The sequence below is a fragment of the Serratia marcescens subsp. marcescens ATCC 13880 genome (assembly GCF_017299535.1).
GTDB lineage: Bacteria > Pseudomonadota > Gammaproteobacteria > Enterobacterales > Enterobacteriaceae > Serratia > Serratia marcescens.
Genome location: NZ_CP071238.1, coordinates 2,814,658 through 2,835,899, shown reverse-complemented (window position 1 = coordinate 2,835,899; position 21,242 = coordinate 2,814,658). Strand labels below are relative to the sequence as shown.

The 21,242-nt window shown below is 58.2% G+C and carries 20 protein-coding genes and 1 pseudogene; 9 read left to right on the top strand and 12 right to left on the bottom strand.

Annotated features, from left to right (window positions below; all coding sequences use genetic code 11):
• Window positions 1-53: 53 nt before the first annotated feature.
• From J0F90_RS13505 to J0F90_RS13485, 5 genes are all read right to left on the bottom strand, one after another.
• Entirely contained in the window at window positions 54-1,061 is a 1,008-nt protein-coding gene (locus J0F90_RS13505; protein ID WP_033640121.1) for a substrate-binding domain-containing protein, read from the bottom strand.
• A 33-nt stretch (window positions 1,062-1,094) separates the two neighbouring features.
• The gene (locus tag J0F90_RS13500) at window positions 1,095-2,072 is read right to left on the bottom strand and encodes an ABC transporter permease (RefSeq protein WP_016927501.1); all 978 of its coding nucleotides are present in this window, start codon (window positions 2,070-2,072) and stop codon (window positions 1,095-1,097) included.
• A gap of 76 nt (window positions 2,073-2,148) precedes the next feature.
• A complete protein-coding gene (locus J0F90_RS13495) occupies window positions 2,149-3,654 on the bottom strand; it encodes a sugar ABC transporter ATP-binding protein (RefSeq protein WP_016927502.1) in 1,506 nt (501 codons plus the stop codon).
• Window positions 3,651-5,168, bottom strand: a complete 1,518-nt coding sequence (gene xylB, locus J0F90_RS13490) for a xylulokinase (RefSeq protein ID WP_033640122.1) — start codon at window positions 5,166-5,168, stop codon at window positions 3,651-3,653. Before xylB ends, J0F90_RS13495 begins: the two co-directional genes overlap by 4 nt.
• 4 nt (window positions 5,169-5,172) lie before the next feature.
• Window positions 5,173-6,207 carry an NAD(P)-dependent alcohol dehydrogenase gene (locus J0F90_RS13485; RefSeq protein WP_004932112.1) on the bottom strand — a complete coding sequence of 345 codons (1,035 nt, stop codon included), beginning with the start codon at window positions 6,205-6,207 and terminating at the stop codon, window positions 5,173-5,175.
• A 228-nt stretch (window positions 6,208-6,435) separates the two neighbouring features.
• Between J0F90_RS13485 and J0F90_RS13480 the strand changes: the two genes are divergently transcribed.
• Window positions 6,436-6,990 (top strand): D-lyxose/D-mannose family sugar isomerase, encoded by a 555-nt coding sequence (locus tag J0F90_RS13480; protein WP_028127467.1) that lies wholly within the window; start codon window positions 6,436-6,438, stop codon window positions 6,988-6,990.
• 71 nt (window positions 6,991-7,061) lie between these two features.
• The gene (locus J0F90_RS13475) at window positions 7,062-8,063 is read left to right on the top strand and encodes a LacI family DNA-binding transcriptional regulator (RefSeq protein ID WP_028127466.1); all 1,002 of its coding nucleotides are present in this window, start codon (window positions 7,062-7,064) and stop codon (window positions 8,061-8,063) included.
• Between the two features lie 23 nt (window positions 8,064-8,086).
• Here J0F90_RS13475 and J0F90_RS13470 read toward each other — a convergent pair whose 3' ends face one another.
• Window positions 8,087-9,043, bottom strand: a complete 957-nt coding sequence (locus J0F90_RS13470; protein WP_033640123.1) for a DMT family transporter — start codon at window positions 9,041-9,043, stop codon at window positions 8,087-8,089.
• Window positions 9,044-9,134: 91 nt separating this feature from the next.
• On the opposite strand from J0F90_RS13470, the gene J0F90_RS13465 reads away from it, so the two are divergent.
• From J0F90_RS13465 to J0F90_RS13450, 3 genes and pseudogenes are all read left to right on the top strand, one after another.
• Window positions 9,135-10,001 carry a LysR substrate-binding domain-containing protein gene (locus J0F90_RS13465; RefSeq protein WP_033640124.1) on the top strand — a complete coding sequence of 289 codons (867 nt, stop codon included), beginning with the start codon at window positions 9,135-9,137 and terminating at the stop codon, window positions 9,999-10,001.
• A 168-nt stretch (window positions 10,002-10,169) separates the two neighbouring features.
• Window positions 10,170-10,499 (top strand): annotated as a pseudogene (locus J0F90_RS24835) (substrate-binding domain-containing protein); the annotation flags it as partial.
• A gap of 174 nt (window positions 10,500-10,673) precedes the next feature.
• Entirely contained in the window at window positions 10,674-12,560 is a 1,887-nt protein-coding gene (locus J0F90_RS13450) for a hypothetical protein (RefSeq protein ID WP_080286916.1), read from the top strand.
• 208 nt (window positions 12,561-12,768) lie between these two features.
• On the opposite strand, the gene J0F90_RS13445 is transcribed toward J0F90_RS13450, so the two are convergent.
• Window positions 12,769-13,719, bottom strand: coding sequence for an amidohydrolase family protein (locus tag J0F90_RS13445; protein WP_033640127.1), 951 nt, complete (start codon window positions 13,717-13,719; stop codon window positions 12,769-12,771).
• Between the two features lie 171 nt (window positions 13,720-13,890).
• Window positions 13,891-14,187: a YciI family protein gene (locus tag J0F90_RS13440; RefSeq protein ID WP_016927508.1), complete on the bottom strand. Its 297-nt coding sequence runs from the start codon at window positions 14,185-14,187 to the stop codon at window positions 13,891-13,893.
• A 175-nt stretch (window positions 14,188-14,362) separates the two neighbouring features.
• Between J0F90_RS13440 and J0F90_RS13435 the strand changes: the two genes are divergently transcribed.
• The gene (locus tag J0F90_RS13435) at window positions 14,363-15,016 is read left to right on the top strand and encodes an epoxyqueuosine reductase QueH (protein ID WP_033640128.1); all 654 of its coding nucleotides are present in this window, start codon (window positions 14,363-14,365) and stop codon (window positions 15,014-15,016) included.
• Window positions 15,017-15,252: 236 nt separating this feature from the next.
• Window positions 15,253-15,996 carry a TonB system transport protein TonB gene (gene tonB / locus J0F90_RS13430; RefSeq protein WP_016927510.1) on the top strand — a complete coding sequence of 248 codons (744 nt, stop codon included), beginning with the start codon at window positions 15,253-15,255 and terminating at the stop codon, window positions 15,994-15,996.
• A 67-nt stretch (window positions 15,997-16,063) separates the two neighbouring features.
• Here tonB and yciA read toward each other — a convergent pair whose 3' ends face one another.
• Both yciA and J0F90_RS13420 read right to left on the bottom strand, forming a co-directional pair.
• Window positions 16,064-16,492, bottom strand: a complete 429-nt coding sequence (gene yciA / locus J0F90_RS13425) for an acyl-CoA thioester hydrolase YciA (RefSeq protein WP_004932085.1) — start codon at window positions 16,490-16,492, stop codon at window positions 16,064-16,066.
• A gap of 76 nt (window positions 16,493-16,568) precedes the next feature.
• Window positions 16,569-17,108 (bottom strand): septation protein A, encoded by a 540-nt coding sequence (locus J0F90_RS13420; RefSeq protein WP_033640129.1) that lies wholly within the window; start codon window positions 17,106-17,108, stop codon window positions 16,569-16,571.
• Window positions 17,109-17,329: 221 nt separating this feature from the next.
• Between J0F90_RS13420 and J0F90_RS13415 the strand changes: the two genes are divergently transcribed.
• Window positions 17,330-19,033, top strand: a complete 1,704-nt coding sequence (locus J0F90_RS13415; protein ID WP_016927512.1) for a SulP family inorganic anion transporter — start codon at window positions 17,330-17,332, stop codon at window positions 19,031-19,033.
• A gap of 53 nt (window positions 19,034-19,086) precedes the next feature.
• Here the strand turns inward: J0F90_RS13415 and J0F90_RS13410 are convergent, their stop codons facing one another.
• The gene (locus tag J0F90_RS13410) at window positions 19,087-19,839 is read right to left on the bottom strand and encodes a YciC family protein (protein WP_016927513.1); all 753 of its coding nucleotides are present in this window, start codon (window positions 19,837-19,839) and stop codon (window positions 19,087-19,089) included.
• Between the two features lie 34 nt (window positions 19,840-19,873).
• Window positions 19,874-20,314, bottom strand: a complete 441-nt coding sequence (locus tag J0F90_RS13405; RefSeq protein WP_028127465.1) for a YkgJ family cysteine cluster protein — start codon at window positions 20,312-20,314, stop codon at window positions 19,874-19,876.
• A gap of 286 nt (window positions 20,315-20,600) precedes the next feature.
• On the opposite strand from J0F90_RS13405, the gene ompW reads away from it, so the two are divergent.
• The gene (gene ompW, locus J0F90_RS13400; protein ID WP_016927514.1) at window positions 20,601-21,233 is read left to right on the top strand and encodes an outer membrane protein OmpW; all 633 of its coding nucleotides are present in this window, start codon (window positions 20,601-20,603) and stop codon (window positions 21,231-21,233) included.
• Window positions 21,234-21,242 lie beyond the last annotated feature (9 nt).

The following is a 21,242-nucleotide window of genomic DNA, read 5'->3' as shown; positions in this document are numbered from 1 at the left end:
TGTTCGCAGGCAAGCGCCCCTGCGGGGCCCCCTGAAGGCAGGGGGCGGGGGAATTATTTACGGGCGTCCAACAGCGATTGGGCGTTCTCTGCGGTAACGACGGTCCACGGAATGTAGTAATGCTTCTGCGTGCCGCCCTCCCATTTCAGATCCTTGGCGTACTGCTTCCAGATGTCCGACTGCGGTTGATAGCTTTCACCTTTCACGGCGCGCAGCGCGACGTCGATGGAACCCTGCATCTGGCCTTTGGCATCTTGCAGAATAGAGACCATTTCACCGGCCTGCACCGCATGAATCGCGTCAGAGACGCCGTCAACGCCGGCAATCGCGAAGTCCTTCACATTCAGGCCGGCGCCTTTGATCGCTTCGATAGCGCCCAGCGCCATCTCGTCGTTCTGGCCAATCACGCCGTTGATTTTACCCCGGTGTTTCTGCAGCCAGTTTTCCATCAGCGGCTGCGCTTCCGCGCGTGACCAGTTGGCCGTTTTGCGCTCAAGTACCGTGACCTGGCCGGCGCCGCACTCGGCAATCGCTTTATCATTGCCTTTGCCGCGCTGGATCTCGCCGCTGCCGCCTTTCGGGCCTTCGATAATCACCACGTTCACCTTCCGGTTCTTGCAGTCGAGTTTGTCCAGGACGGCTTTGGCTTCCAGATACCCGCCCAACTCGTCATTAGACACCACTTCAGACGTCATCGCGTCCGTGTTCAGGCGCGCGTTGGTGACCACCACCGGGATTTTGGCTTCGTTGGCATTGGTGACGATATCGATATTGGCCTCAAAATCCATCGGGTTGACGATAATGGCATCGGCGCGCGTCTGGATAGCGGTGGCGGCCTGATCGTTTTGCACCGATGCATCATAACGCCCATCGTAGAAAGTCAGTACGGCTTCGCCGCTTTTCACCGCCGGGTGTTCCTTGCCGAACCTTTCCATCAATTGCACGAACTCGGCTTTGTTGCCGTACATCAATACCGCGATTTTTACCGGGGCGGCCTGAGCCGCCGACAGGCTACCGAGCATCATGGCAGAGGCAAACAACGCTATCTTGGTCTTATTCATGGTTTTCTCCTGGTAGAGTTGGGTCTGATGTTATTAATCGCGCTGTTGCTTACGCGATGGGTCGAGCAATACGGCAAGAACGATCAATGCGCCTTTGATAATTTGTTGGTAATACGATTGCACGCCGAGCAGATCGAGGCCGTTATTCATCACCCCGATAATCAGCACGCCGAAGAAAGTGCCGACCAGCGTACCGACGCCGCCGGCCATGCTGGTGCCGCCGATCACCACCGCCGCGATGGCGTCCAGCTCATACCCTGCGCCAGCGTTGGTCTGCGCCGAACCGGTGCGCGCCGTAAGGATCAGGCCGGCGATGCCGGCCAGCGCGCCGCACAGCGTATACACCAGTATTTTGATGCGGGTGACGTTAATCCCCGAGGTACGCGCGCTTTTCGGGTTGCCGCCGACGGCGTAGATGTAACGCCCGAAGAGGGTTTTATTCAGCACCAGCCAGGCGAGGGCGAACAGCACGATGAAGATGATGACGGGCACCGGAACGCCGCCGACATAGCCATTGCCTAACCAGCGGAAATCGCTGTTCAATTGCGATACCGGATTGCCGTTGGTGGTCAACATGGTTAACCCGCGCGCCGCGGAGAGCATGCCCATGGTGACGATAAACGGCTGCAACCGGTAACGAGCCAACACGGTGCCGTTCACCAGGCCGCAGACGATGCCGATGCCCAGCGCCACGATCAGCGGCGCCATGACGGCGGTCGCGGTGTCGCCGATAGCCAATCCGCTGTTGTTGGTGGCGAAACGGGCTGCGACGATCCCGCTTAACGCCAGCACCGAGCCCACGGAGAGATCGACGCCGGCCGTAATGATGACGAAGGTCATGCCGATCGCCAGAATACCGTTGATCGAGACCTGGCGCAGGACGATCAGGGTGTTTTCATTGCTGAGAAAATAATTGCTGCTCCAGGCCCCCTGGGCGACCTGATATTCGCCAATCAGCGCCACGATCAGGCACAGCGCGAAAAAGGCGATGATAATGCCGTATTTGTGCATACGGCGTTTATTGCGGGTGAAAAATGAAATTCCTGGTGATAAGGAGTGGGCGCTGCTCATTTTTTTTCTCTCTCTGTTAAACCGCAAGTTTCATCAGTGCTGCCTGGCTCGCATCGGCCGCCGAAAGCTCGCCGGCCAACTGCCCGTCACGAAATACCAATATGCGATCGCTCATGCCGATAATTTCCGAAAGCTCGGAGGAAACCATGATGATCCCCTTGTTTTGCAAGGCGAACTCCGACATAAATCGGTAGATCTCTTTCTTGGCGCCGACGTCGATGCCGCGCGTCGGCTCGTCGAGCAACAACACCTCCGGATCCAGCAGCGCCCAGCGGCCCAGCACCACTTTTTGCTGATTGCCGCCGCTCAGGTTGCCCACGGGCTGTTCGCCATCGTGGGTTTTAACGTTGAAGCGCTGGATCATGTCGCGGGTTCGCGCTTGCTCCCGTTTTTCGCTGACGAACCCCATTCGGCTGATGCCGGCAAAAGAGGCGATATTGATGTTTTCACTGACGGAACGGCACAGCACCAGGCCGGTTTCCTTGCGATCTTCCGTCACGTAGGCAATGCCGCTGTCGATGGCCTCTCGCGGGGAATGGCGGTTAAGCGTCTTGTCGCCCAAGCGGATCGTGCCGCTGTCTGCATGCTGAATGCCGAAGATAAGATCGAGAAACTCGCTGCGGCCCGATCCCACCAGGCCGTAGATGCCCAGGATCTCACCGTGCTTCAGTTGCAGGCTGATATCCTTTATCTTGCTGCGCCAACACAGGCCGTTGACCTCCAGCAAGACCTCTTCGCCGGGCTGGTTGAATTTGGCGAACTCGCTGTCGTACTCGCCGCCGATAATGTGTTCGATCAGCTGCTCACGGGTAATGTCAGCGATATAGCCTTCATGGATATAGGCGCCGTCGCGGAAAATGGTGTAGCTGTCCGCGATTTGGAATATCTCTGACAAACGGTGAGAGACGTAAATAATGCCTTTACCTTTCGCCGCCAGTTGCTGAAGCGTCTGAAAGATTTTTTGCGCATCCTCCTCGCCAATCGCCGAGGTGGGTTCATCCATGATGATGATGTCGGCATTGGCATGCGACAGCGCTTTGGCGATCTCGACCAGTTGCTGCTCGGCGACGCTCAGGTTGCGCATTTTTTCTCGGGCGTCGATCTTGAAATCGAGTTCTTTGAGCAGGCTGGTGGTGCGCTGGTTGAGCGTCGCGAAGTCGACGAACCCCAGGCGTCTCGGCTCGCGGCCCAGCCAAATGTTTTCGGCCACCGTCAGATCCGGGATCGCGCTCAGCTCCTGCTGCACGATGGCGATGCCGGCGTTGAGGGCTTCCCGGGGATGATGAAATTCACAGCGTTGGCCATTGATAAAAATGTCGCCGCCATCGGGTTGAATAAAGCCCATCAGAATGCTGAGAAAGGTGGATTTACCCGCGCCGTTGCCGCCGCACAGGGCATGGATGGAGCCACGCCGCAGGCAAAACTCCGCATTCTTGAGGGCCACGACCGGGCCAAAAGCTTTCCTGACGCCGCTGACCTCCAGCAGGTAGGCGGGCGCTTGCGTCTGGGGATCTCGCGTCACAGTTGCACCTCCGGATAGGTCTGCTGCAAGCGTTGCAGGTACCGTTGATAAAGCGTCTCGTATTGCGCCTGTCTGCCGGCATGCGGCCGTGCGCGCGTGGTCTCATCCAGCGCAACGAAACGCCGGCACAGTTCGGCCAGCAACGCGCCGGCGTTCCGCTGCGGATCGTCGGCCAACGTCGTCGCCCACATCGCCTGAATGGCGCCGCCCAGCGCGGCGGTCTCTTTGGCTTTCAGACAGACTACCGGGCACCCCATCACGTCCGCGACGATTTGTCGCCAGGCGGCGCTGCGGGCGCCGCCGCCGGTGAGGCGGATCTCGCGAGCTTCAATGCCCTGACGGCGAAACAGCTCGATGCCATAGCGCAGGCCATAGGTGGCGCTTTCGACCACCGCCAGGCAGAGATTGGCGCGGGTAAAATTGTCGCTATCGAGGTTATGCAGACTGGCGCGCGCGTGGGGCAACGGCGGAACGCGTTCGCCATTGAAGAACGGCAGCATCTCGACACCGCCTGCGCCGGGCGAGGCCTGCGCCAATAAACCGTTAAAGCCGGCAAGGTCTTCGTCCAGCAGCGTTTGTACTGCAGTGGTGGCCGAGGTGACATTCATGGTGCAAATCAATGGCAGCCACCCATTGGTGCTGGAGCAGAAGCCGGCAATCATGTCCGATTCCGCCGTGACGGGGGCGGCAGACCAGGCGAATAGCGTGCCGGAGGTGCCCAGGCTCAGGGTGAGGGTGCCGGCCTCGATGTTGCCGGAACCGATGGCCGCCATCATGTTGTCGCCGCCGCCGGTCGATACCCGCACCGTTGGGCCGAGGCCGAGTTTTTCCGCGGCGGCGGAGCGCACCGTGCCGATGCAGCATTCCGCGCTTTTGAGCGGCGGCAGGGCCTGCCACAGGCGGCCGCTGTCGTCGATGAGATCGACCGCGGATTTGCTCCAACGACGGGTGCGCACATCGAACAATCCGGTGCCGGAAGCGTCGCCATATTCCGCTACGCGCTCCCCGGTCAGCCAGAAATTCAAGTAGTCATGGGGCAACAACACGGTGTGCAGTTTTGCCCAGAGCGCCGGATGGTGTGTCTTGAACCAAAGGATTTTTGACGCGGTATAACCGGTGGCGATCCGCAGGCCGAGTGTTTCCAGCGAGCCGTTGGCCCCGCCGAGCTGCTGCAGGAGCCGTTCGTTTTCCTCTGCGGTTTCGGTATCGCACCACAGCTTGACGCTGTGCAGCACGTTGCCGTCTGCGTCCAGCGGCACAAACCCATGTTGTTGGCCAGAGACCCCCAGAGCATGAATCTCCCGTGCATCAACGCCGGCGTTAGTCACGGCTTGGCGAAAAGCGATGACCAGCGCCTCAATCCACCAGTCGGCCTCCTGTTCGCGCCGGCCATTGGCTTGGCTGATGAGACGGTGAGGGGCGTTGCCCTCACCGAGGATCACGCCCTGTGTGCTGTCGACAATCACGACTTTCGTGCCTTGCGTACCGCAGTCTATGCCAGCATAGAGCGCCATAGGATCACTCCATTTCCAGCATGATTTTGATGTCCGAGGCATGTCCCGCCGCCGCGCGCTCGAAGGCGGCCACGCTGTCGGAGAACTTGTAGGTTTGGCTTATCAACGGCTGGACGCGCAATTTGCCGCTGCTCAACAGCCGCAGCGTGCGCGGGTACATGTTGGCGTAGCGGAAAATGGTCTTGAAGGTGATTTCCTTGGCCTGCGCGGCGACGATATCCATCGGCGCGGCATCGATCGGCATGCCGACCAGCACGGCGGTCGCTCCTGGCGCCGCATGTTCGGCCAGCGTAGCGATGGCCGGTTTGGCGCCGCTGCATTCAAACACGACATCGGCGCCATTGCCGCTGGTGAGTGCGGCCACTTTCCCCGCCAGGTCGCCGGTTTTGATATTGACGGCGTGCAGCCCCTCATAACTGGCCGCCACGGCGAGTTTTTCGTCAAACAGGTCGCAGATAATGACGTCCGAGCAGCCGCCCGCCAGCGCCGCGAGGGCGGTGACCACGCCGATCGGCCCGGCGCCGATCACCAGCGCGATATCGCCGGGTTTGATCCCGGCTTTGGTGGCCGCTTGCATGCCGATGGCTAAGGGTTCCACCATGGCGCCCTCAGCGAAACTGACGTTGTCCGGCAATTTGAACGTGAAGGCGGCGGGGTGGATGACGGTTTCGCGCAGGCAGCCGTGCACCGGCGGCGTCGCCCAGAAGCGCACGGCCGGATCAAGGTTGTAAATGCCGGCGCGCGTCTGGGCCGAGTTGAGATCCGGAATGCCGGGCTCCATGCAAACGCGATCGCCGATGCTGAGGTGAGTGACGTTTTTACCTGTCGCGAGCACTACGCCGGAGGCCTCATGGCCGAGCACCATCGGGGCGTTAACCACGAACGGGCCAATGCGGCCATGTTGGTAATAGTGCACATCACTGCCGCAGATGCCCACGGAATGAATTTTTATCTGCACATCATCGGGCCCCAGCGTTTCGGCAAGCTGGACGTCCTCGATAGCGATTTCCCCCGCTTTGGCCAACACTAATGCTTTCATATTGCCTCCTGGTGAATCATTTTTATGGTAACGATATCATTTCAATGCGGCGATAGTGGGCTAAAGCGGGGGGTTAAACTGTGATCGATGTTGGAATTACTCGACGGGAGTTAATTTTGCTGGTGGGTTGTTATTCAATATGGGGATGAAGATCACAAAATCGGCGATGCAATGACGGTTTTAATATCAGTATGCTGATATCGATACCGTTACTTTGCAGGGGAAATGATGAGCAAACAACAACGTGCCATAGCCGCTACGCTGGAATACTTGCGCGAGGCGGACATTGTTCTGACCGAAGAAGAGCAGCAACGTATTGAAATTGCGACGTTTGGCTTGGCTGACTATCCCGTCTCAGGGCTGCAGCTGCTGACCTATGTCAACTCACCTCGGTATTGTGCGAAAGAGTTGGTGCTGTTTCCTGAGCAGACTTGCCCAGAGCATTTGCATCCTCCTTTCGCCGGCACGCCCGGCAAACAAGAGACGTTCCGTTGCCGTTGGGGCGAGGTGTTTCTGTTTGTCGATGACGAAAACCTGACGCTTAATGATGCCGGCGGCGAACCGGTATGCCGGGTGCCGGAGGGCGCGGAGCCTTGGTACACCTGCAATCGCTATATCCTCTTGCGGCCTGGCGAACAATACACCATCGCGCCCAATACCCGGCACTGGTTTCAGGCGGGGAAGCGGGGCGCGGTGGTGTCCGAGTTTTCTTCCGAGAGCCGTGACGAGCTGGATATCTTTACCGATCCCCGGATTAACCGCCTGGCAGGCGTAAACCATTAGCGCGACGATGAAAGTTCTGTCATGATGTTGTTAATGGTACAAAATGATAACCTTAAGCTAAGGAGCTGCATTTGGCGGTGGGGCGAGGACGGAAAGCGACGCTGGCTAGCGTGGCCGCACAGGCAAACGTCAGTAAAATCACCGCGTCGCGGGCATTTTCACAGCCGGACAAGGTTCATCCGGAAACGCTGCGCCGCATTCGGGAGACCGCTGCCGAACTCGGTTATGTGGTCAATGCTGCGGCGCGCAATCTGCGGGCGAAAAGCAGCAGAACTATCGGCATCGTCAACCCTGATATGGCCAACCCGTTCTTTGGCGGCCTGACGCGGTTGATGACGCTTGAAGCGCAAAAAATGGGATATGACACTCTGGTGTTCGATTCCTATGAGTCACAGGAAAGCGAAGACAGAATCATTGACAAACTGATTGGCTACAACGTCGATGCGATCATTCTCTCGGTCATTTCCAACGATCATCTGTACCAGCCTTCCTATCTAAAGCGGTTGGAAACATTGAATATCCCGGTGGTATTGATCGACCGTGAGCTGGACAATCGCCACTGCAGCGGAGTGTATATCGATAACTTGGACTGCGGCCTTCAGGCGGGCCGCTGGCTTCTGGAACAGAAAGCGCAGCGGGTGGTGGTGGTGTCCGGGCCGGAGAACTCCAACGTTGCACGGGACAGGGTTACAGGGCTGCAGGCGGCGCTGCAAGGGAAAGTGGCGTCGTTTGAAGTGCTGTATGCCGATTTCTTTATGGATGTCGCCTGGCAAGAGACGAGCCGTTGGCTGGCCAATAACCGCGCCCCGGACTTTTTCGTTGGCTGCAATAACCAGATCTCCCTGGGCATTATCAAAGCCTGCATCGAACATCGGCTGCCGTTGATGCAGGACGTGTCGTTGTTCAGCATCGATGAGGTTTCACATGCCGAGATCTACGGTTTTCATTTCCCGTGCGTGTCACACGACTTGCAAGAGATCGCCTGGCAAGCGTTGAATCTGGCGATCCGTCGCATTGCCGACCCCGAGATCAAGCCGGGCAAGGTGGTGGTACGGGGGAAACTCGTCGCGTAACGGCGCCGCCATTCGCTTATCCGTCATTTTTCAGCGTGTTGCGCTGTTTTGGGCTCATCACGCCCGGCGGGACGGATGAGCAGCCACAAACCGCTTCCTGCCGCCGCCGCGCCTAGCAACATGGGCCAGGAAAGAGGTTCATTGAACATTAACCCTGCCCAGCAGAAGGTGACGAAGGGACTGAGAAACAGCAGGCTCGTCACGCGCAGCGCAGAAGTGCGCCTTAGACAAAACCAGTACAGACCGTAGCCGGCCAGGGTCGCCAGTAGCGCGGTCCAAAGCACGCCGATCACAAACCCCGTCGTTACCGTTGGCAGCAGCGGGCCTTCCGCGCCGGCCATGGCGGCGAAAGCCAGCGCGGAAACCGCGCTTTGTACCCCCAGCGCGGCTGGCAAACTCATTGCTTGCGTTCGCGGCAGCCGTTCCTGCCACAGCGTTGCCAGCGCCAGCGACAGCATCCCCGCCAGCGGCAACAGGTAGCTCCACAATGGGGCGTCTCCCCATGAGATGGCGCTGCCGGTCGCCAGCGTTACCCCGCTAACCCCCAAGGCTAACCCGGACCAAACGCGGCCATCGGGCAAGCGGCGTTGCAACAGCATGCTCAGCAGCGCGGTGCCGAGCGGGAGCAAATCGGCGATGAGCGCGGCCAACCCGGCCGGCACGCCATATTCGATGCCTTTGCTGACGCCGGTCAGGTAACCGGTCATGGCGAGCAACCCAATCCCGGCGTGAACAGCTATTGTCAGCGGAGATGCGCGCCTGATGGCGCGCAGACTAAGCGGCAGCAACACGAACGCGACCACCACGCAGCGCCAGAACGCCACCAGCAACACCGGCGCGTAATCGGCGGCGAAGCGGATGCCGACGAAGCCGGAGCTCCAGGCCACGATCAGCAGGATCTCGGCCGCAGCCAGCCAGAGGGCGGCTCTGCCGCGATGTTTGCCGCAGCGGGAAGAGGGGCGAAATGGTGCCAGGGACATGATGGTCACCTCCTTTCCGCCCGATGGTAGTGAGTGGCTATAATTTAATAAATCGAATAATTTTCGCCCAGTTGTTTAATGAGGTTAAATCATGCGGCCGACATTGGATATCGATCTCTTACGCACTTTTCACGCTATTGCGCGTTTGGGGCAATTTCGCGCGGCGGCGGCATTTGTCAATCGCAGCCCCGCCGCCGTGAGCGTGCATATCCGGCGCCTGGAACAGGTGGCGGGCGGCCGCCTGCTGGAGCGTGACAATCAGTCCGTGGCGTTGACGCCATTGGGAAACAAGCTGCTGGCCTCGACGCTCGGGCTGCTGAGCGCCCATGACAATATTCTGCGGGAACTGCAGGGCGCGCCGCTAAGCGGTCATATCAAATTGGGCTTGCCTGATGAGTACGCTTCTCATGTGATACGCCATATTTTGCCGCGTTTTGCCGACAGTTTTCCCGCGGTGGAGTTGGAGGTCTCTACCGCTGCCAGTCAGGCGCTGGCGGAACAAGTTGGCCGTAATCGGCTGCATCTCGCGCTGGTGGTTCAACCTTCGGGGAAACAGTGCCAGACACCGCTCGCGGTGACTGCGCCAGTGTGGGCCGGAGGCCGTTCGCTGGCGCTGCAGGCTAACCGGCCACTGCCGCTGGCGTTGCATGCCGCCGATTGCCCTTATCGTGAGGCTATGATCGATGCATTGACCAGGGCGGGAAGGCACTGGCGGGTGGTTGTGAGCAGCCCGTCGGCCAGCGTGGTGGCGGCTGCCATCGAGGCGGGATTGGCCGTCACGCTGCTTGACCGCGCACGGGTTTCGGCGGCGATGCGGATACTCGACGAATTGCCGTCGGTCGCACCACATGAAGTGCAACTGCTCCGTTCTGCCACGGCCGCCAGCCAACCGGCGGTGGCGATGCTGGAAAGCGTCATCGGTGAGTATTTTCAGGAGGGTGAACATATCGTGCAGTAAACGTGGCCAAACTTATGTGGGCCGCTTCACATCCTGCAGCCCAAACAGAGCAGCCGCATTGCGAACCAAAATGGCGTTTACGTCTTCCGCCGGCAAACCCGCCCGCCGGATGTAGTTCACCGTGGTTTGAAACAGTTGCCTGGCTGGAACGGAAAATCGGTGCCGAACAGCAGTTTCTTTATGGATGTCGCCTGGTAAGAGACGAGCCGTTGGCTGGCCAATCACCGCGCCCCGGACTTTTTCGTTGGCTGCAATAACCAGATCTCCCTGGACCCTATCAAGGCCTGCATCGAACATCGTCTGCCGTTGATGCAGGACGTGGCGCTGTTCAGCATCGATGAGGTTTCACATGCCGAGATCTACGGTTTTCATTTCTCGTGCGTGCCACACGATTTGCAAGAGATCGCCTGGCAAGCGTTGAATCTGGCGCTCTGTCGTATTGCCGACCCCGAGATCAAGCCGGGCAAGGTGGTGGTGTGGGGAGAACTCGTCGCGTAACGGCATTTCTCTGGTTTTGTATAGGGGGGATAAAAGGAGCGGAAGGAGGCGTTACATCCAATTGACCGGTATGTTCGGTGGGCAATAGAACAACACTCCCGCTATTGATGCGCGGTTCATTCGTTCATAGAGTTATATGGCTGTATATAAATACAGTAACTCTATGAGGATAATATGATGAATACCTGCCCTGATATCGCTACGTTACGAAACACTCTTCCTGGCGCAGTCGGCGAATTGATCGCCGTGACCGCATACTACGGCGATTGGAATGCCAGCAATCGTCAGCCCCTCGGCGGCGGTATCTTCGTCGCCAAAGCGCAATCGACACCGATGGATGATGGCGGGATGTTCATCCGCCCCAACGCCGCTTGGTTGTGGGTGCGCGTCCTGGACGTTGCCGGCACGGTGTCGCCTTATATGTTCGGTGCGAAAGGTGACGGTATTTCAGAGGATGCCCCTGCCATTCAAGCCGCTCACGATTATGCCAGTTCGCAGGCTGTATCCAGCGGCTCACGCGTATTGAAAAACGGGAATCTGCAGTTCGGAAGCGGGCAATTTAAATGTACGGAAACGCTGAAGCTGGATTTGAAAACCGTCGATTACGATTTCTCCGGCGCCTTGCTGGATTTTAGCGCCATGACACAGGGCAACGCCACCGACCGTAAAGTCGCGATTCAATGGCAAAACAACGCCGGTTATACCCAAGGCAATCTCAGCGTGAAAAATTTGCGTATGATTGGCCCTGGCGCCAATTCATTTGTCGATGGCATGACGTTTTCTACTTCGCTCTCGGCTAGCTATGGTCGTAATTCGCTGACCTTTATCGGCGGTGGGATCGAAGGTTTTGCTTATGGCATAACCGGCACTACTGATTTCTACTTCCTGCGCATGTATGGCTTTAGTTTCAATCACTGCGACATTTGCTATTACTTCCCCGACAATACTTCCAATTCCGGTGAAGAGATGAATTTCCACAGCTGCATTTTCGCTCAGAGCAATTGCGGTGTGAAATTACAGGGGGGCTACAGCTATTTCTTAAACTGTTCTTTTGATTATATTTACGGTAAGAATGGGCCGCAAACCTCAACCAGCCATGTCGGAAAGTATATGCATATCGAGGGGGGGCAACATATTTTCCGCGATTGTCACGTTGAAGGCTATGGCCCACAAAATTACATCCTGAACATCCCGGATGCCAAACGTTGCAAGGTCAACATTATCGGCGGTCTGTTTACCTTCAAAGCAGGCGGTAGCCCAACGGCCTATCCGACAACCTCTAACCCATTCTATGTGGGTGATTTGGCGCGAGTGGTCTTTGATAAGGTCAATATCGGTCAGATGCAACAAGGTGGTGACACCAACGTCAGTGGTTGGATTGATGGCACGGGCTCTGTCTCTTTGCGTAATACGCAATTGCCTATCTCCTGGCCTTATCTGTTAACTCAGGTGCGAACCGATACCGCCGTACAGGACAATTGGCTGGATGGCACGACGTATAGCAACGGTAGCGACAAATGGACTGAGGAAGTTTGGGTTCTGCCGCCGGGAGGCGTTAATACGGTACGCAAATCTCGCTACGGGTGGGGTACGACTAACAGCACCAATTTCAGCCTTATTCGCCAGGCCGATTTCGTTTCATTGGGGCGCAACGCGGCCGCTGGTAATGGTGTGTTCCAGGCGGTGCTGGGAACCATCCGCCTGAAAGGTTACGGCAGCGTTATTCACCATGTTCGCGCCAACACTTACGCGGGTGATGGGCAACGCTGCCAGGTCAAAATCCTATGGGCGAAGCTGCGTGAATATGGTCCGCAACAAGACGTTGAACCCCAAATTCTCAAGCAGCAAACCGGTCACGTCTACACCTATCAATTTAGCGGCAATGAATCTGATCTGAAGAGCGTTATCATCCCAGGTCAAATGCAGGGTTATCCTACGCAGCCTCCTGCCTTCGAGCGAGCGCCGGACTGGGCTACGCACGCTTTCTTGCTTATTGACGTCACCGAAATGAAAAGCAACTTTGATTTGCGCATTACGGATGTTTACCTGCGACAGGTCTGACGCAGTTTCCCAACATTGACCGGTTCACGACATGTCGCACATCCCGTAATTACGAGGGGTGTGCGACATTGTGGACGCAGCGTTATGCGCGGCTGTCGCTGGCCTGCGTGAAGCACAGCGTTAAATGACCGCATAAAGCCCACTTGAGCTAACCGAAATCCGGGGCCGGAATGGAGTCTCCTACCCGTTACTGAATGAGGACGGATCTTCAGTCCGCACCCAGCCCAAACAGCGCAGCCGCATTGCGATCCAAAATGGCGTTCACGTCTTCCTCCGGCAATCCCGCGCGCCGGATGTAGTCCACCGTGGTTTGAAACAGTTCGCCCGGCTGGAACGGGAAATCGGTGCCGAACAACAGCCGCTCTGCGCCGAACGTCGCTGCCGCCGCTTGCAACGCGGGCACCTGATCGTGGCCTACCGTGTCGTACCACATGCGCAGGGCGGCTCGGCTCGGGGGTTCCGGCGTATTCGGCGCTTCCCACACGACGGTTTGGTCGAGGCGTTCCAGCGTCATCGGCAGCAGGCCGCCCAGATGCGGCACAATGATTTTCATCTCCGGAAAGCGTTGGGGGATGCCGTTGAGGATAAAGTGCATGGCCGCGACCGTGTCTTCGATCGGTGCGCCGATCGACCAGGTTAAAGCGTAATCGGCGATGAGCGGCGAGTGCGCGCCGCGGCCGGCGGGATGAATGGCCAGCACGCTGCGGCGGCGATTGAGTTCCTGATAGAGCGGCTCGAACAGAGGATTGGCGATAGACAGCCCGAGCACCGAGGTGGTGATGCAGGCGCCCAACATGCCAAGCTGGGTAAGGGCTCTGTCAAGCTCGCGTAACGCAGCGTCGATATGGGGCAGCGGAAAGGAAGCAATAGCCCGAAAACGGGTGGGATAACGCGCTACCAGCTCCGCATATTCATCATTGATCCGGCGCGCGGCATCAACGGCCGCCTGCTCGTCTTCCAGATGCGGCGACAGCGGCGTCGCGGACAGGATTTGCAGGTCGATGCCGGCGCTGTCCAGCAGGGCAAAGCGCGCGTCGAGTTCGCGCTCGCTGCGGCCGGCGCCCAATTGCCGATAGGCGGCGACTTCGTTTACGCCATGCGCTTGCAAAAGATCCAGATACTCTGTGCTCCACAGGTGAGCGTGTACGTCGAGTCGCATCGGTCGATCTCCGAAGTTCGCGGCGATGCCGCTGGTTCAGGAGAGTATAGGCGGGCGGCGCGGCAGCCCCCGGAAGGAGGGCATTTTTTCTACCGACGGGTTAGGCAAGAGCACTCATTGACCCGGGAACGGCGCGCAAACGGGCGTTCCCGGTATTCGGAGGGCTGGAGATCAGAACACCTGTTTGAACGGTTTCACCGTCACGTCGGCATAGACGCCGGCGGCGACGTACGGATCCTGCTGCGCCCAGGCCTGGGCTTCCGCCAGCGAGGCGAATTCGGCGATCACCGTCGAACCGGTAAAGCCGGCGGCGCCGGGATCGTTGCTGTCGATGGCCGGGTTAGGGCCGGCGACCACCAGGCGGCCGGCGTCGCGCAGCGCCTGCAGGCGCGCCAGGTGCGCCGGGCGCACCGCCAGACGGTTTTCCAGCGAGTTGGGGACGTCTTGCGCGTAGATCAGATAAAGCATGTTTCACCTTTAAAATCATGGCTATAAAACGGTGCTACCAAGGTAGCGCAAAAGGCGCGGCAGGGGAACGGCATCGGGCGAATTTCCCCGCGGATTGGCGCTTATGCCTTGAAGCCGCTACTTTTTATTCGTATAGTGCGGCGCGCTTAAACTGATATGCCATTGAGGTGAGGACATGACGGAACTGGTAAGGGAAAAACTCGATTTGCCGTCGGGCAAAAACAAACTGCTGCTGCATTCATGCTGCGCGCCCTGTTCCGGCGAGGTGATGGAAGCGATTCAGGCCTCCGGGATCGAGTATGCCATTTTCTTCTATAACCCCAACATTCACCCGCAAAAAGAGTATCTGCTGCGCAAGGAAGAGAACATCCGTTTCGCCGAGCAGCACGGAGTGCCGATTATCGATGCCGATTACGACACCGACAACTGGTTCGCCCGCGCCAAGGGGATGGAGAATGAGCCGGAGCGCGGCATTCGTTGCACCATGTGTTTTGACATGCGTTTCGAGCGCACGGCGCTGTATGCGCATGAGCATGGTTACGACACTATCTCCAGCTCGCTGGGCATCTCGCGTTGGAAGAACATGCAGCAGATCACCGACTGCGGCATCCGCGCGGCGGAAAAGTATCCCGATCTGGTGTACTGGGATTACAACTGGCGCAAGAAGGGCGGTTCGTCGCGCATGATAGAGATCAGCAAGCGCGAACGCTTCTATCAGCAGGAATACTGCGGCTGCGTCTATTCGCTGCGCGACACCAACCTGCACCGTAAGGCGCAAGGGCGGCCGCTGATCAAGCTGGGCGTGCTTTACTATGGCGATGAAGAATAACGCTGACTCACCACAATTAACCCGCTCCGGCGGGTTTTTTACTTTTTGACGCCTGGCCAAACGTTAATGAAGCGTGTCGCTCCGGCGGTAAAAAAGCAACGGCCAGGTTAATATCCTTATGAGTTTGCTGGTTTTAGCCGCGCATACTGACGATTAAAGCGATAGTTTGCCTTTCGTTATTGAATATGATTGCTATTTGCATTTAAACTTGGCGAACCAGAGGAAACAGAATCATTATGCCGCTAAAAAAGATGTTCCTTAATCGCCGTATATCCGTGCCTTTCGTCTTATCCGTAGGCCTGCACAGCGCCCTGGTGGCGGGATTGCTTTACGCTTCGGTAAAAGAAGTGGTGGAGCTGCCGAAGCCAGAGGACGCGCCGATCAGCGTCATGATGGTCAACACCGCCGCGATGGCCGAACCGCCACCGCCGGCGCCGGCCGAGCCGGAACCGCCGCAGGTCGAACCTGAGCCGGAGCCAGAACCGGAACCTATCGTGGAGCCGCCGCCAAAGGCGATCGTGAAGCCGGAGCCGGTCAAGCCGAAACCAAAACCTAAGCCGAAGCCGAAGGTCGAAAAACAGGTCAAACCGGAGCCGAAAAAAGTCGAGCCGCGCGAACCGTCGCCGTTCAACAACGATTCGCCGGCCAAGCCGATCGACAAAGCGCCGGTGAAACAGGCGCCTGCCGCGCCGGTGCAGGGCAACTCGCGCGAGGTCGGGCCAAGGCCGATCAGCCGCGCCAATCCGCTCTATCCACCGCGGGCTCAGGCTTTGCAGATCGAAGGCAACGTGCGGGTACAGTTCGATATCGACAGCGACGGGCGCGTCAGCAACGTGCGTATCTTGTCGGCCGAACCGCGCAATATGTTCGAGCGTGAAGTGAAGCAGGCGATGCGTAAATGGCGCTATGAAGCCAAAGAAGCGAAAGATCGCACCGTCACTATCCGCTTCAAGCTGAATGGCACCACCGAATTGAACTGAGTTCGGTCACACCAAAAAGAAAGGGTCGCCTCGGCGACCCTTTTTGCATTTGCGATGTAGCGTCAGTTTATTCTTCGAAGCCGACGCGGAAGTTCATTTTGCCCTCGGGCAGCGCGCGTGAGTTGCCTTCCGCATCGACCGCCACATAGGTGAACACCGCTTCGGTCGCCCGGTAACGCTGGCCGATCGGGGCGGAAGAAACTTTCTTTACCCACACTTCGATATTGATGGTGATCGAGCTGCGCCCGGTGCGGATACAGTGCGCATAGCAGCAAACCACGTCGCCTACCGCCACCGGTTTCAGGAAGGTCATGCCGTCTACGCGCACCGTCACCACGCGCCCTTCGGCGATCTCTTTGGCCTGGATGGCGCCGCCGATATCCATTTGCGACATCAGCCAGCCGCCGAAGATATCACCGTTGGCATTGGTATCGGCCGGCATCGCCAGCGTGCGCAGCACCAGCTCGCCGCTGGGTAAAGGTCGTTGTTGTGTCATAGCAGTCTGCTTTTAAAAGGAGGGAATAACATCATACTGCCCGCGGCAAGCGCCGCAGGCATTAACAATTTTGTAACTATTTTTTCTGTTCTTCCGGCATGTGCCGGTAAATATAGATACCGCTGAGGAGGGTGAAGACCAGCGTCAGTACCGTCAGGCCAAAGACTTTGAAATTGACCCAGACGCTTTGCGGCAGCCAGAAGGCGACATAGATGTTCGCCAGGCCGCAGGCCAGGAAGAAGACCGCCCAGGCCAGGTTGAGGTTGCTCCACACTTTGTCCGGCAGCGTCAACTCTTTGCCCAGCATGCGCTGAACCAGCGGTTTTTTGAGCACCCATTGGCTGATCAGCAGCGCCAGCGCGAACAGCGCGTAAATCACCGTGACCTTCCATTTGATGAACAAATCGTTGTGGAACACCAGCGTCAGGGTGCCGAACACCAGCACCATCAGGAAGGTGATCAGCGTCATCTTCTCGATCTTGCGGTATTTCACCCAGGTGAACACCAGCGCCAGCGCGGTGGCGACAATTAACGCGCCGGAAGCGACGTAAATGTCGTACAGCTTGTAAAAAGCGAAAAAGACAATTAGCGGGAGGAAATCAAGAAACTGCTTCATAAATCAATCCATCATCTGTTCATCGGCCGACTATACCGGATTCGGCGAGCTCTGTGTACCGCCGGGCGTTGCCGATTATCGGCGTTTGGCCGGCGGATTTCTGCCGCGAAAGCAGGAATTTGCATAAACTTACGCAAGAAAGCGCCGGCAGATTGCCAGCGCGGGCCGCAGGCCGCATAGTAAACGTCATAATAACCAGATAATTTACCGCGGAAAACAACATGCAGTGGAAATCTCTCCAGGCCCTGACGCCTGGTTTGACGCATTTATTGGGCTATCAACGCAGCTGGCTCAAGCCGGATATTCGCGCCGGCCTTTCCGTCGCCGCCGTCGCCCTCCCGGTGGCTATCGCCTACGCCGAACTGGCCGGGGTCAGCCCGGTAGTGGGGCTCTACTCCTGTATCTTGCCGATGATGGCCTACGCGCTGTTCGGCTCGTCGCGCCAGCTGATCGTCGGGCCCGACGCCGCCACCTGCGCGGTGATCGCCGCAGTGGTGACGCCGCTGGCAGCGGGCAATATGGAACGCCATTGGCAACTGACCATTATGATGACCGCCATGATGGGCGGCTGGTGCCTGCTGGCCAGCCGGTTCAAGCTGGGGGCGCTGGCGGATTTGCTGTCGCGGCCGATCCTCAGCGGGCTGCTGAACGGGGTGGCGATCACCATTATTGTCGATCAGATCGGCAAGGTGTTGGGGTTCACGGTGCGCCCGGCACAGCTGATCGAGCGCATCTACGCGCTGCCCGGTAACTTGCTGCACAGCGACTGGCTGACGATGGCGGTGTCGTTGCTGACGCTGGTGACGCTGCTTGGATTTAAAAAATGGCGGCCTAACTGGCCGGCGCCGCTGTTCGCTATCGTGCTGGCGGCGTTCGTGACCTGGGCGGGCGGCCTGCAGCAGCATGGCGTGGTGACGGTGGGCGGTTTCAGCGGCGTGCTGCCGATCGTCCAGTGGCCGGACTTCCAGCCCGGTTTGCTGCGCGACATGGTGATCCCGGCGCTTAACCTGGCGGTGGTGAGCTTTGTCAGCATGATGCTCACCGCCCGCAGCTTCGCCGCCAAAAACGGTTATGAGGTGAACGCCGACGCCGAGTTTCGCGCGCTGGGGCTGGTGAATATCGTCTCTGCGCTGTCGCAAGGTTTCGCCATCAGCGGCGCGGATTCGCGCACCGCGGTGAATGATGCCAACGGCGGCAAGAGCCAACTGGTGTCGATCATCGCCGCCGCGGTCATCGCCTTTGTCTTGCTGTTTCTGATGGCGCCGCTGCAGTTTATTCCGGTGGCGGGATTGGGTGTGGTGCTGATGTATGCGGCCTGGTCGCTGCTGGACATCCGTGGCATCTGGATCTTGCGCCGTCGCAACGCGCAGGCGTTTCGCCTGGCGCTATTTACCTTCCTTAGCGTGCTGTTGGTGGGGGTGATCAGCGGCATCGGGCTGGCGGTGTTGCTGGGGCTGATGCAGTTTCTGCGCACCGTCTTCCGGCCGACGGAACAGCTGCTGGGCGTCAACGATGAAGGCATGATCCATTCCATGGGCAATAACAATGGGGTGAAGGCGGTACCTGGCGTCATGATGTATCGCTTCAATTCGCCGCTGACCTATTTCAACGTGGCGTATTTTAAACGCCGTATCCTCAATTTGGTGGACGGCACGCCGTTCCAGCCACGTTGGGTGGTGGTGGATGCGGTGGCCAGTTTCACCCATGCCGATATCAGCGTGCTGGCGGCCATCGACGAACTGAAACGCGACCTGTTACAGCGTAACGTAAAGCTGGTGCTGGCGGGGCGCCGCACCGAGCTGACGCGTTGGTTCCGCATCAACCGCTTAGGGCGCGATAAAGAGTTGATTTTGGTGCCGGATCTGTATCTGGCGCTGAAGCTGATTCAGAGTAAGGAGCAGGCGGAAGCCGCCGTGGTGGGGTAAACAAAAAAAGGGGCGCGCCGAAGCGCGCCCCTTGGTTTTTGCTGACGCCGGCGTTAGCCGCGCAGCAGCATATACAGCCGGAACAGGTAGATCAGCAGCAGAGCGGAGACCAGATTGCTCAACGCGGTCAGCACCACGCTGGCGACGTTCGGCGTCAGCACCGACAGATGGCTCACCAGGAACAGCACCAGCAGCTTGGCCGCCAGCCACAGCATCATCGCCGGCACCAGCACGCGCGCGTTGGCGAAGGCCAATTTGCTGCTCAGCTTGAGCGAAGCGAACACGCCTTTTTTATCGACGGAGGCGATCACCGGCGCCAGCGCGAAGGCGATCGCCATCAGCACGCCCGGCACCACAAACAGCGTCAGGCCGAGCTGGATCAGCAGGGTGCAGATAAACAGCAGCAGCAGCAGGCGCGGCAAGTCGGGTGCCGAGGCGCCGAGCGCGCGCAGGGCGCTGGTGCGTTGCCCTTGCGACACCAGACGGATCAGCGTCAGCATCCCGCCGACCAGCAGCACGTTGCCGACCAGCGCAGAGAAGGTGGCGGCCGCCGACACTTTCAGCAACACCATCTGCTGTTCCGGCGTCATCTGCTGGATCACTTCCTGAATGCCCATGCCGGTAGACGAAGCAAAATCGCTGGTGGTGGCAGCGAGCGTCGCCAACTGTTCGGCATCAGGGCTGAAGGCCTGATTCAGCAGCACGGAGATAAACGCCGTCAACAAAGCCAGCATCAGGATGCTGGCCAGTTGGTTGCGTAAAAAGTTAAAACTGTCACGGTACAAAGCGTTGGCCGTGATAGGCATGCAGACTCCTTGGCGTCGGGAAAACAGAGATAAATCAGTGGGTGATTGTACCCTGTTCCACGCCGCTGTGGCACCCCGCGAATTGCACTACGCCTATTTCTTCAACGATCGTCGCGTCAGACAGCGATAGCGGCAAGGGCACCGGCAAGGGCGGCAGGCCGTAGCGTTCCCGGGCGCGATCGCAGGCTTCGTTGCGCAGGCCGTTTTCACCGGACTGATCGAACTCCCTGCACGGGCTGGGCCGATTAAGGTAGATCGAGCAGGAAACGGCTTTACCTATTTCACCGTCCAGCGCGGTACAGCGGGGGGACTTGCTGTTGGTCCCCTGCATGCAGCGCAGGAATGGGGTCAAAGGCTCTGTTAAGGAAAGGGGAACGGTGCCGCCGCCGTCTTCGGCTTCGGCCCAATAGAATGACACTCGAAAATAACCGCAGCATGCGCCGCAGCTGACACAGGGATTAAGGATTTCGCTCATCTTGATTGCCCACCGACTCCTCACGGCACCAACCAAAACCAACACGGAAAATGAAATTACCTCAGCCGCATTTTTCTCCGCAACAGAAATTTGAACATGTAGATAATTTGCAACAAAATCGTTTTTTTGATGCAGATCAATCCTTGATTTATTAGACGGTTAGGTAACCTTGTTTTTAGTGGGATTTTAAATTTTTACACATAAGATGTGATCTCGATGGGATCACAAATACCCGAAAGTAGGTATATTCCCCCTCGAGCGATTAACCACACAAATGGAATGGATAATGAAAAAGACAACTCTGATGGTATTGGCGACGATGATGGCGCCTATGTTGGCAAGTGCGCATCAGGCCGGTGATTTCCTGTTCCGCGCGGGCACCGCGACGGTGCGTCCAAATGCAGGTTCGGACAACGTACTGGGGTTAGGTTCGCTGGATGCGAAAAACAACACTCAGCTCGGTCTGACCTTCGGTTACATGGTGACGGACAACATCGGCGTTGAGTTGTTGGCCGCAACGCCATTCCGCCACAAGGTGACGCTGGGCGGCACTGATTTGGCGACCGTTCACCAACTGCCGCCTACGCTGATGGCGCAATACTATTTCGGCGACAAGCAGGACAAACTGCGTCCTTACCTGGGCGTCGGCGTTAACTACACCACCTTCTTCGACGAGAAGTTCAACGACTACGGCAAAAGCGCCGGGTTGAGCGACCTCGATCTGAAAGATTCCTGGGGCGTGGCGGCGCAGGCCGGCCTGGATTACAACCTGGATGAGCACTGGATGCTGAACATGTCGGTGTGGTGGATGAACATCGAAACCAAAACTCGCTTCAACGATGCGAACGGTGGGCACCACAGCTTCGATACGCGTCTGGATCCGTGGGTGTTCATGTTCGGGGCGGGTTACCGCTTCTGATGAAGGCCG

What these genes read in the sequence shown, in the direction of transcription:
- J0F90_RS13505 (WP_033640121.1), bottom strand. Translation starts at nt 1,061, where the DNA reads ATGAATAAGACCAAGATAGCGTTGTTTGCCTCTGCCATGATGCTCGGT.
- J0F90_RS13500 (WP_016927501.1), bottom strand. Translation starts at nt 2,072, where the DNA reads ATGCACAAATACGGCATTATCATCGCCTTTTTCGCGCTGTGCCTGATC.
- xylB (WP_033640122.1), bottom strand. Translation starts at nt 5,168, where the DNA reads ATGGCGCTCTATGCTGGCATAGACTGCGGTACGCAAGGCACGAAAGTC.
- J0F90_RS13485 (WP_004932112.1), bottom strand. Translation starts at nt 6,207, where the DNA reads ATGAAAGCATTAGTGTTGGCCAAAGCGGGGGAAATCGCTATCGAGGAC.
- J0F90_RS13480 (WP_028127467.1), top strand. Translation starts at nt 6,436, where the DNA reads ATGAGCAAACAACAACGTGCCATAGCCGCTACGCTGGAATACTTGCGC.
- J0F90_RS13470 (WP_033640123.1), bottom strand. Translation starts at nt 9,043, where the DNA reads ATGTCCCTGGCACCATTTCGCCCCTCTTCCCGCTGCGGCAAACATCGC.
- J0F90_RS13465 (WP_033640124.1), top strand. Translation starts at nt 9,135, where the DNA reads ATGCGGCCGACATTGGATATCGATCTCTTACGCACTTTTCACGCTATT.
- J0F90_RS13450 (WP_080286916.1), top strand. Translation starts at nt 10,674, where the DNA reads ATGATGAATACCTGCCCTGATATCGCTACGTTACGAAACACTCTTCCT.
- J0F90_RS13445 (WP_033640127.1), bottom strand. Translation starts at nt 13,719, where the DNA reads ATGCGACTCGACGTACACGCTCACCTGTGGAGCACAGAGTATCTGGAT.
- J0F90_RS13440 (WP_016927508.1), bottom strand. Translation starts at nt 14,187, where the DNA reads ATGCTTTATCTGATCTACGCGCAAGACGTCCCCAACTCGCTGGAAAAC.
- J0F90_RS13435 (WP_033640128.1), top strand. Translation starts at nt 14,363, where the DNA reads ATGACGGAACTGGTAAGGGAAAAACTCGATTTGCCGTCGGGCAAAAAC.
- tonB (WP_016927510.1), top strand. Translation starts at nt 15,253, where the DNA reads ATGCCGCTAAAAAAGATGTTCCTTAATCGCCGTATATCCGTGCCTTTC.
- yciA (WP_004932085.1), bottom strand. Translation starts at nt 16,492, where the DNA reads ATGACACAACAACGACCTTTACCCAGCGGCGAGCTGGTGCTGCGCACG.
- J0F90_RS13420 (WP_033640129.1), bottom strand. Translation starts at nt 17,108, where the DNA reads ATGAAGCAGTTTCTTGATTTCCTCCCGCTAATTGTCTTTTTCGCTTTT.
- J0F90_RS13415 (WP_016927512.1), top strand. Translation starts at nt 17,330, where the DNA reads ATGCAGTGGAAATCTCTCCAGGCCCTGACGCCTGGTTTGACGCATTTA.
- J0F90_RS13410 (WP_016927513.1), bottom strand. Translation starts at nt 19,839, where the DNA reads ATGCCTATCACGGCCAACGCTTTGTACCGTGACAGTTTTAACTTTTTA.
- J0F90_RS13405 (WP_028127465.1), bottom strand. Translation starts at nt 20,314, where the DNA reads ATGAGCGAAATCCTTAATCCCTGTGTCAGCTGCGGCGCATGCTGCGGT.
- ompW (WP_016927514.1), top strand. Translation starts at nt 20,601, where the DNA reads ATGAAAAAGACAACTCTGATGGTATTGGCGACGATGATGGCGCCTATG.